The following is a 9,196-nucleotide window of genomic DNA, read 5'->3' on the forward strand; positions in this document are numbered from 1 at the left end:
TTCAGGGAGAAGAATTCAGAATTCAGGAGCCCACCGCCGCGCCCCCTGGAGACTTCTGCACCTGTGAAAAGCATAGGGCATAGGGCATGGAGCATAGGGAAAGAGAGGGTTCAGGGTTCAGGGTTCGGGAGAAGAATACAGGAGTCAGAATTCAGTAGCCCCCGACCTCACCCTCTCTGGGAGTCCACAGACCTGCCTGCCGGCAGGCAGGTTTCACAGATTTTAAAACAGAGATTACGCAGATTGGAGGAAGCAGAGTGCAGGGTGCATGGCGCCCTTCTTGAACCCCGAACCCTGAACCCTCTGCTCCCCCTTCATGAACTTCATGTCCTTCATGGTCGAGAAATCATAGGGCATAGCGCATGGAGCATAAGAGGGGAAGAATTCAGAATTCAGTAGCCCCCTACCTTGCCCCCTCAATGAGTCCATAGATTTCACAGATTAGAGGACTGAAATTACACAGATGGAGATGGCTCCCACTGTCCGCCGCTGGGCATCTTCAGTCCGTCAAAAATCCTCTTGTGCCTCTTGCGCCTCTTGTGGCCACCCTTTCCCCGTTTGTGCCTTTTGTGGCCCCCCACTCCCCTTCCTGAACCCCGAACCCTGAACCCTGCAATCTCATCGCCCCTCTCGAAGTGATATAGTTATAACCACAGGGAGGAGACGATGGCGCAGGGCAGGGCAGTTGCGGCGGCGGTGGCGGCGTTCTCGGCGATCTCGGTTTCCGCCCGGGGGGCCGAGATCGTGGTGGCGCCGTCCGGAGGCGATTATACCTCCATCCAGGCCGCCCTGGACGCCGCCGACGCCGGCGATACCGTCACCGTTCTCTCCGGGACCTACCGGGAGGCGCCGGTCTTCCCCCGGAGCGGTTCGGAGGCTTCCGGCTCTATCACCCTGCGGGCCGGACCGGGGGAGACGGCGGTGGTCGACCCCCAGGCCGAGGGCGACGTCATTACGGTCGCTGACCGCTCCTACGTCCGGATCGTCGGTTTCGAAATCACCAATTCCCATGCCGGCGCCGGCATCATGGTCCGGGGGAAGGGCGACCGGATCGAGATCGCAGACAACCGGATTTACGGCCTGCCCGGCGCCGACGCGATCGGGATCATGATCCTGGGCGACGACCCGGTTCCCCTTTCCGGGATCGTCGTTTCCGGCAACGAGATCCACGACTGCGAACCCGCGCCCAGCGAAGCGCTGGTGTTGAACGGGAACGTCTCCGGCTTCGAGGTCGTCGACAACGTCGTCCGCGACGTGAACAACATCGGCATCGACTTCATCGGGGGGGAGAGTTGGACCGGGAACCACGGCGTGGCCCGGGACGGGGTCTGCCGGGGGAACCGCGTCTACCGCGCCCGTTCCGTCTACGGGGGCGGCTACGCCGCCGGGATCTACGTCGACGGCGGCCGCGACATCGTCATCGAGGGCAACCTGGTCCACGAGTGCGATCTGGGGATCGAGATCGGAGCGGAAAACCCCGGGTACACCGTTACCGGGGTGGTCGTCCGCAACAACGTCGTCTATGCCAACGACAAGGCCGGGATCGTCTTCGGAGGGTACGAAGCGGAACTGGGCCGGGTCGACGGCTGCGAATTTTCGGGGAACACCCTCTACCACAACGACACCCTCGCGGACGGCAACGGCGAATTCGCCGTCAACTGGGCCGAAGGGAACCGGGTCCGGAACAATATCGTCGTGGCCGGCCCCCAGAACCTCCTCATCCGCGCCGAGACCGGAAGCGTCGACAACGGTTTCGACTGGAACCTCTATTACGCCGACGCCGGCGCGGAGGCCGTCGCCGTCGACTGGCAGGGGGTCCGGTACACGGGCTTCGAGCAGTACCGAGCCGCCGTCGGGCAGGACCAGCACTCCGGTTTCGCCGACCCTCTCCTGGACGCGCCGGCCGCGGGCGCGGTCCGTCTCGCCGGGGGGTCCCCGGCCATCCAAGCCGGGGACATGGAGTCTCCGGATCTGCTGGGCGCGGCCGACTGCTACGGTAACCCCCGCGTCCGGGGAGGGAGGGTCGATATCGGCGCCGCCGAAGCCGATATTCTCCCCGGCGCCGGCTCCGGCGACTACGACGGGGACGGCACCGCCGACGTCGCCGTCTTCCGGCCGTCGTCGGGGGCCTGGCTGGTCCGGGGCCTGACCCGGACCTGGTTCGGGGGCGACGGCGACCTGCCCGTGCCCCGGGACTACTCCGGGAACGGGACCTGGGAGCCGGCGGTCTTCCGGCCGTCTTCGGGCAGATGGTCGGTCCGGGGCCTGACCTCGGCCTTCTACGGGGTTTCCACGGACGTCCCGGTCCCGGCGGACTACGACGGTGACGGGAGCGTCGATATCGCCGTCTTCCGCCCGGCGGGGGGAAAATGGCTGGTCCGCGGCGGCCTTCAGGCCTACTACGGGATCTCCACCGACGTCGCCGTCCCCGGGGATTACGGCGGGGACGGCACTGCCGCCGTCGCCGTCTTCCGGCCCTCGGCCGGCCGCTGGCTGGTGCGGGGGGGGACCGGGGCCTACTACGGTTCTTCCGCCGACACCGTCGTTCCCGGAGATTACGACGGGGACGGGACCTGGAACTTCGCGGTCTTCAGGCCGTTTTCCGGCCGTTGGCTGGTCAGGTACGGCCCCGCCGCCTACTGGGGGGCATCGGGGGACGCGGTCCAGCCGGCCGACTACGACGGGGACGGGACCTGGGACTTCGCCGTCTTCCGCCCGGCGGCGGGGAAATGGCTGGTGCGTGGGGTGACTTCCCCCTACTACGGCGCCTCCACCGACGTCCCCGTCGCCAACCCCTAAGAGGGAGGGTTCAGGGTTCGGGGTTCGGGTTATCTCTATGCCCCCTGCTCTATGCTGTTTCGACCATGAAGGACATGAAGATCATGAAGGGAAGAGGGGTAGCCACAAGAGGCACAAGAGGCACAAGAGGATTTTAGAGGAGTGGAAAATGTCTTGGTAGAGACAGTAAGAAAACACCCTCGTATCTCTTGATCTGTGTCATCTGTGGACTTTTCTTGAACCCTGAACTCTGCATTCCTTTCCCAATCAGAGTTAATCAGAGAAATCAGGTGCAAAAGTCTCCAGGGGCCGCGGTGGTGGGCTCCTGAATTCTGAATTCTGACTCCTATATTCTTCCCCTGAATCCCTACCACATTCGCGCGTTGGACCGCGCCGGGTAATACTCGATCCGGCCGGAGTTCGGGGCGCGGCGGGCCCAGCCGACCACCCGGTTCCGGCGGTCGAAGAACTCCATCCGGTTCAAGGTGGGGTTGAAGCGGGAAAATCCGACCAGGGCGCCTTGCCGGTCGAAATACTCCACCCGCTTCAGGCCGGGGTTGTAGCGGCCCCAGCCGCCGGGCGGCTCCGCCCGCGCGGCCGACGCGAGCACGACGAAAAGACAGACGATCGCGGCGATTTTTCCCAACATGCCGTCCTCCCGCGAATAGCGGTATGTCCTGAAACCCGCTATACTATTATCGCGGCTTTATCGGGAACTCTCAAAACCAAAACTCGGGGAAAAGCGGTTGCCGGAGGGCGGGATGAAAGCCGAGACCATCGCCGAACTGAAAGAAACGGGAAAGCTCGCCCTGGGATTCATGCCCTGGCTCCTTTTCCTGTTCCTCCCCACCGGCGGCTGGAACGAGCTGCGCCGCGCGGTCCCGATCTGCCTGGCCGCGGCCCTCCTCTTCGGCTGGAAGTCGCTGCGGCGTGGTTTCATCCTCCAGTGGGCGACCCTGGCGTTTTTCCTCTTCGTCACCGTGGCCCTGTACGGGTTCGCCTGGGTCTGGCTGGCGGAGAACATGGCGGTCGTGGCCAATGCTTTCCTGGCCGGGACCATCTGGGCCACGGTGCTGGCGGGCCGGCCCTTCACGCTCCAGTACGCCCGCGAAGGGCTGCCCCGGGACCGGTGGTACGATCCCGCCCTGATCCGGGGGTGCCGGTCGATCGCCGTCTTCTGGGGCGCGCTGCTGCTGGTCCCCACCGCCTGCAACCTTTTCCGCGATTTCCGACCCGCCGCGCTGCCGGACAAGTTTTATTTCGCGGTCAGCCTCGGCTGCATCGTCCTCGGTTTCGCCTACACCGTCTGGTACCGTCGACGGAAACGCCGGCAGCATGCGGCCGTTTCCCGCTGAGCCCGCTCCCCCGGAGGATCAGTAAGAAATCTTCGCGGAAGATCTTTCCGGCGCTGTTCGGAAGCTGAAATCGATACCGAGGCCCCCGGGCAAGGCCCGGACGTCCATTCCGGCGCCGGCGAGGCGCAGCCGCCGACGATGAGACCGGAACGCCGTTTCCCCGGGCCGTGCGCCGTCCGCGGCGAACCCGGCTTCGATGCCGAGCCCCGGCCCCATGGGAGAGTCCGACCAGGCAAAGACGAGAGAAACCGCCCCCGCCGCCGCCAGTTCTTCCAGCAGCGCCGCCACGGCGTCGAGGAAGCGCCGCCGGTCGATCCGAATCGGGGAGAGCTTCTTTCCGCAGGCCCGGAATTCGAGGGCGAGGCGCCGGCAAGCCGGGTCCGCGACGAGCACGCCGATGAGATATTCCCGGAACCCCTCGGGATCGTCGGGGATTTCCTCCAGGCTCGCCCCCGTTCCGGGGCGGCGCGTGACCTCGGCGCGGACGGCCGCGAACAGTGCCTCCGGGTCCGTCGCCTCCGCGTCCTCCGGCGGCCCCAGGCCCTTGGAGGTGTCGATGAAATCGCCGACCAGGGTCGCCGCCAGGCGCAGCAGGTGGGGTTCGACGATCCGGTCCAGCCCCTCGGTTTCCAACAGGCGTCCGATTCCACGGATGAGCTGGATCGCTTTCAGGGCGACCTGGACTTCGATCACCTCCCCGGCCAGATAGCGTTCCCGGAAGTTTCGGAAATCGCGCAAAAGCTGGGCGACCTGTTTCGAATCCAGGACGCGGGCGATTTCGCGGGCGGCGCCCCACTCTTCGAACTGCCGCAGGCGGCGGGCCAGGGTATGGATTTTCTTCTGGATGAGGGCGAAGACCGCCCCCATCTCCGCGAAAAGTTCCTGGGCGTAGTCGGAGATATAGTTTACGCGCCCGGCGTCGGCGACCTCGATGCCTTCGAGGTCGGCGGCTTCCTCGACGACTCGTTCGAGGGCGGTTTCGATCGCTTCCCCCCGGAGCGGCCGGCCGTGGCCGGGGTAGCAGGTCTCGATACCGCCCCGGGCGTACAGGCGCACGAGCCCCCGCGCCGAGGCCATCAGTTCCTCCCGGTTCCAGCCCGGGGCTCCGGCGATGAGGGGAGCGGTGGCGGCGAGCAGGTCGCCGCAGAAGAGGGCGCTTCCCAGGCGGAAGCAGACGCTGTCCGGGCTGTGGCCCGCAACGGCGTAGACTTCCATGGTGTTGCCGGAGTCCAGGGCAAGCGATGTCCGAGCGAGGCCGCCGTGGCCGTTACCCCCGGGGACGGGGCGCAGCGGGATATCGGCCGCGAACGGAGCCAGGTCCTGTCCCAGGATCTGGGCCTGCGTGATCCTGCGGTCGGCCGCCCGCAGGGATTCGGCCCCGATTTCGTGGATGGCCACGACCGTTCCCGTCAGCTCACGCCATTTGGCATTGGAGACCGCCTCCAGGGCGTGGTCGACGTGGCAGTGGGTGAGAAGGACGTAGACCGGCCGCGGTTTTTCCCGGAGCAGGTTTTTCAGCACCGCCAGGATGGCTTCGGTCTGCTCCGGCAGCCCTCCGGGGTCGATGACCGCGAGGGCGCCGGGCGTTCGGATGAGGTAGGAGTTGCAGGAAAAGACCAGGGGCTTGCGCAGGTAGGAATAGAGCCATGCCTGGCGCGCCCCCGGGATCGGTTCCCAGCCCGGGGACATCGTGGCGGCGGTCTTGGATCGATTTCGGTTCATACCCGACCTCTCTTCCGCGGGTACCGTAGTATAGCCGCAGTCGCGCCCTCGGGAGGACTGTTATTAATCAGGCCATAAATGGCACCGCCACCTTTGCCTCCGTTATTGCGAGCGGAGCGAAGCAATCCACCCATCTTTTATACTGAAGAGATCGCTTCGCCCCCTTTGGGGACTCGCAATAACCCGTATATCCAAGTATGGACGTTCTTATAAATCCTTGGGCGAATCGGGGCCTTTTTCGAAGTCGTATGCGTAAGCGGTTGAATATTTCCCGGGTCCGTCCGTCAAAGAAGGTGAACGGGAACCCCAGGAGGGACGGACGATGAAAAAGCTGATGGGAAGCATCATGGTCGCCGCGGCGGTCCTCTTCTGCGCCCAGGGCGCCCTCGCCGACTGCCACGGCTGGAACCACCACGGGCATAGCCGCCACCACCACGGCGGCGGCTGCGACGGCTGGGAAACCTTCGGGGCGGTCTGCGCCGGTCTGCTCGGCGTGGGCCTGATCGCCGCGGCCGTAAGCGACTGGGAACCGCCCGCGTGCCGCACTTACGCCGTCTATCCCCCGCCGCCCCCCCCTCCTCCCCCCGTCTACCACGGCCCCGTCGTCTACCCGGCTCCCCGCTACTGTCCTCCTCCGCCCGTGGTCTATTATCGGCCGGTCTACCGGTAACCGGGCCGGGAGAATTCCCGGAACTCAACCCGGCGGGAGATGGTATGGTGGACCCGGGCCGGCGGAGGAAATCAAGAACCGGGACCGGCCCCGCGCCGCCGCGGGGCCGATCCCCGTTATAGGGAGAGAAGACTATGGCCAGACTTGTCCCGCAGCCATCGCCGATCGAAGCCGCCGGGGATCCCCCCAAGGAGATCCGGGAATACATCGGGCTGGTCAACACCGGCACCGCCGCAGTGAGCGTCGCCAAAATGAACAGTCCCGGCGGCTGGCTCGAACCCCCGCAGACGCCCGAGTTCAGCGAATACACCCTGGTTCTCAAGGGCGAGTTGGAGGCCCGGTTGGGCGACCGGGTGCTCGCCGTCCGGGCCGGGCAGGCCCTTATCGTCGAAGCCGGGGAGACGGTGCAGTACGCCACCCCCGGGCCCGAAGGGGCCGAGTACGTCTCCGTCTGCGTCCCGGCCTTTTCGCCCGGGACCGTCCACCGCCGGGAATAAGTCCGGCTGATTTTCTTCGGATACAGTATGTTGGAACGAGCGTTGCTGAAACCGGCAAAGGAGGCGGGATGAAGGAGACGAGCGTCAAACTGGTCGTTTGGGCGAGCGCCCTGGCGGTTCTCCACGCCGCGGTCGCGGCGCCGAGCTGGCGACCGTTGTCTTCGGGAATGAACGACGATGTCGAAGCCCTGGTCTGCGGCGGTTCGGGGAATCTGTACGCCGGGGGCAGGTTCGATACCGCAGGGGGAGTGACGGTCAACCACGTCGCCAAGTGGGACGGAAACTCCTGGTCGGCGCTGGGTTCGGGAACGGACGGACCGGTTTATTCCCTGGCCCTCGATGGATCGGGAAACCTCTATGCCGGCGGTGGTTTTTATTGGGCCGGGGAGGTGGCGGCCAACCGTATCGCCAAGTGGGACGGGAACTCCTGGTCGGCGCTCAGTTCCGGTCTGGACGGTATAGCGTCCGCTTTGATCTGCGACGGTTCCGGGAACCTTTACGCCGGCGGGTCGTTTACCGAGGCCGGGGGCCTCGCCGCCGCCCATGTCGCCATCTGGGATGGGAGTTCCTGGTCAGCTCTCGGTTCGGGCACGAACGGCGCCGTGAATGCGCTGGCGCTGGATGGGTCGGGGAACCTCTACGCCGCCGGCGAATTCACTACCGCCGGAGGGGCGTCGGCGAACTATATCGCCAAGTGGGACGGCGCTTCCTGGTCGGCGCTGGGTTCGGAGGTGAATTACTTCGTGTGGGCCTTGGCCTACGAAGCCCCGGGGACGTTGTTCGCCGGAGGAGGGTTTTGGCAAGCCGGGGGCCTGGAAGTTAACAACACCGCCAAATGGGACGGAGTATCCTGGTCGGCGCTCAGTTCCGGTACCGACAGCTTCGTTTTTTCCCTGGCCGCCGCCGGAACGGATGCTCTTTATGCCGGCGGCGTCTTTATTGACGCAGGGGGGGTGGACACCTACTACATCGCCTGCTGGGACGGGAACTCCTGGTCGGCGCTGGACTCTGGCATGGACGGGTATGTTCTCTCCCTGGCGAACTCCGGGTCGGGGGAGATCTATGCCGGGGGGATGTTCGAAACCGCCGGAGGCGTGGCCGCCGCCCGCGTCGCCCAATGGTCCGAATCGGCGCCTCCCGCCGTTGTCGGGGACTACGACGGGGACGGGACGTCCGATATCGCCGTTTTCCGACCCTCCGCCGGGCTGTGGCTGGTGCGGGGCCTGACCCGGGCCTGGTTCGGGACTGTCGCCGACCAGCCCGTGCCCCGGGACTACTCCGGGGACGGGACCTGGAATATCGCCGTTTATCGGCCCGCGCAGAGCCGGTGGATGGCCCGTGGAGTGACTACGGCTTGGTTCGGAACGGCGGTGGATGTGCCGGTGCCGGCCGATTACGACGGCGACGGGACGGCGGACCTGGGGGTTTTCCGGCCCTCGACCGGGAAGTGGGCGGTGAGAAACGTCACTCAGGCCTACTTCGGTGTCTCCACCGACGACCTGGTTCCGGGAAATTACGACGGGGATAGCCGGGCCCGGATCGCGGTCTTCCGTCCGGCGGCGGGGAAATGGCTGGTGCGAGGGGTGACGGGGCTCTATTTCGGAGGCTCCACCGACAGCCCGGTTCCGGGTCCGTATTCGGGGGGGGCGTCCTGGGATTACGCGGTCTACCGGCACACTCAGGGAAAATGGTTGGTACGCGGCCTCACCTCGGTCTTCTACGGCGTCGCCGCCGACACGGTCCAGCCGGCGGATTACGACGGCGACGGGAGCTGGGATTTCGCGGTCTTCCGCTCGGCGGCGGGGAAATGGCTGGTGCGTGGGGTGACTTCCCCCTACTACGGCGCCTCCACCGACGTCCCCGTCGCCAACCCCTAAGAGGGAGGGTTCAGGGTTCGGGGTTCGGGTTATCTCTATGCCCCCTGCTCTATGCTGTTTCGACCATGAAGGACATGAAGATCATGAAGGGGGAGCAGAGGGTTCAGGGTTCGGGGTTCAGGGGGCTTATTACTCTATGCCCTATGCTCTCTGCTCTCTGCTTCTCACCACAGAGGACACCGAGGGGGGATGAGAGGGGAAGAGGGTGAGGTGGGGAGGTTTTACGCTAGGCGCTCTGCGCCCTGCCCCATGTCCCCCTGGGGACTTCGGCTGAGCCTGAATCCTGAACCCCGAACC

General features: G+C 65.6%; 7 protein-coding genes. 5 read left to right on the forward strand and 2 right to left on the reverse strand.

Annotated elements, in window-relative coordinates:
* Positions 1 to 666 precede the first annotated feature (666 nt).
* Positions 667 to 2,799: a right-handed parallel beta-helix repeat-containing protein gene (locus PLZ73_12220; GenBank protein ID HOO78638.1), complete on the forward strand. Its 2,133-nt coding sequence runs from the start codon at positions 667 to 669 to the stop codon at positions 2,797 to 2,799.
* Between the two features lie 346 nt (positions 2,800 to 3,145).
* Here the strand turns inward: PLZ73_12220 and PLZ73_12225 are convergent, their stop codons facing one another.
* Positions 3,146 to 3,427 (reverse strand): hypothetical protein, encoded by a 282-nt coding sequence (locus PLZ73_12225; GenBank protein ID HOO78639.1) that lies wholly within the window; start codon positions 3,425 to 3,427, stop codon positions 3,146 to 3,148.
* Between the two features lie 112 nt (positions 3,428 to 3,539).
* On the opposite strand from PLZ73_12225, the gene PLZ73_12230 reads away from it, so the two are divergent.
* Entirely contained in the window at positions 3,540 to 4,133 is a 594-nt protein-coding gene (locus PLZ73_12230) for a hypothetical protein (GenBank protein HOO78640.1), read from the forward strand.
* Positions 4,134 to 4,151: 18 nt separating this feature from the next.
* Here PLZ73_12230 and PLZ73_12235 read toward each other — a convergent pair whose 3' ends face one another.
* Positions 4,152 to 5,855, reverse strand: a complete 1,704-nt coding sequence (locus PLZ73_12235; GenBank protein ID HOO78641.1) for an MBL fold metallo-hydrolase — start codon at positions 5,853 to 5,855, stop codon at positions 4,152 to 4,154.
* Positions 5,856 to 6,177: 322 nt separating this feature from the next.
* Between PLZ73_12235 and PLZ73_12240 the strand changes: the two genes are divergently transcribed.
* The 3 genes from PLZ73_12240 to PLZ73_12250 all read left to right on the forward strand — a co-directional run bounded on the left by PLZ73_12240 (position 6,178) and on the right by PLZ73_12250 (position 8,899).
* Positions 6,178 to 6,525 (forward strand): hypothetical protein, encoded by a 348-nt coding sequence (locus PLZ73_12240; GenBank protein HOO78642.1) that lies wholly within the window; start codon positions 6,178 to 6,180, stop codon positions 6,523 to 6,525.
* Positions 6,526 to 6,659: 134 nt separating this feature from the next.
* Positions 6,660 to 7,022, forward strand: coding sequence for a cupin domain-containing protein (locus tag PLZ73_12245; GenBank protein ID HOO78643.1), 363 nt, complete (start codon positions 6,660 to 6,662; stop codon positions 7,020 to 7,022).
* Positions 7,023 to 7,090: 68 nt separating this feature from the next.
* Positions 7,091 to 8,899, forward strand: a complete 1,809-nt coding sequence (locus PLZ73_12250; GenBank protein ID HOO78644.1) for a hypothetical protein — start codon at positions 7,091 to 7,093, stop codon at positions 8,897 to 8,899.
* Positions 8,900 to 9,196: the final 297 nt, after the last annotated feature.

The organism is bacterium, assembly GCA_035380285.1.
Classification (GTDB): domain Bacteria; phylum Auribacterota; class Erginobacteria; order Erginobacterales; family DAOSXE01; genus DAOSXE01.

Excerpts from the sequence above, each read along its gene's own strand:
- PLZ73_12220 (HOO78638.1), top strand. The coding sequence starts at position 667 with ATGGCGCAGGGCAGGGCAGTTGCGGCGGCGGTGGCGGCGTTCTCGGCG.
- PLZ73_12225 (HOO78639.1), bottom strand. The coding sequence starts at position 3,427 with ATGTTGGGAAAAATCGCCGCGATCGTCTGTCTTTTCGTCGTGCTCGCG.
- PLZ73_12230 (HOO78640.1), top strand. The coding sequence starts at position 3,540 with ATGAAAGCCGAGACCATCGCCGAACTGAAAGAAACGGGAAAGCTCGCC.
- PLZ73_12235 (HOO78641.1), bottom strand. The coding sequence starts at position 5,855 with ATGAACCGAAATCGATCCAAGACCGCCGCCACGATGTCCCCGGGCTGG.
- PLZ73_12240 (HOO78642.1), top strand. The coding sequence starts at position 6,178 with ATGAAAAAGCTGATGGGAAGCATCATGGTCGCCGCGGCGGTCCTCTTC.
- PLZ73_12245 (HOO78643.1), top strand. The coding sequence starts at position 6,660 with ATGGCCAGACTTGTCCCGCAGCCATCGCCGATCGAAGCCGCCGGGGAT.
- PLZ73_12250 (HOO78644.1), top strand. The coding sequence starts at position 7,091 with ATGAAGGAGACGAGCGTCAAACTGGTCGTTTGGGCGAGCGCCCTGGCG.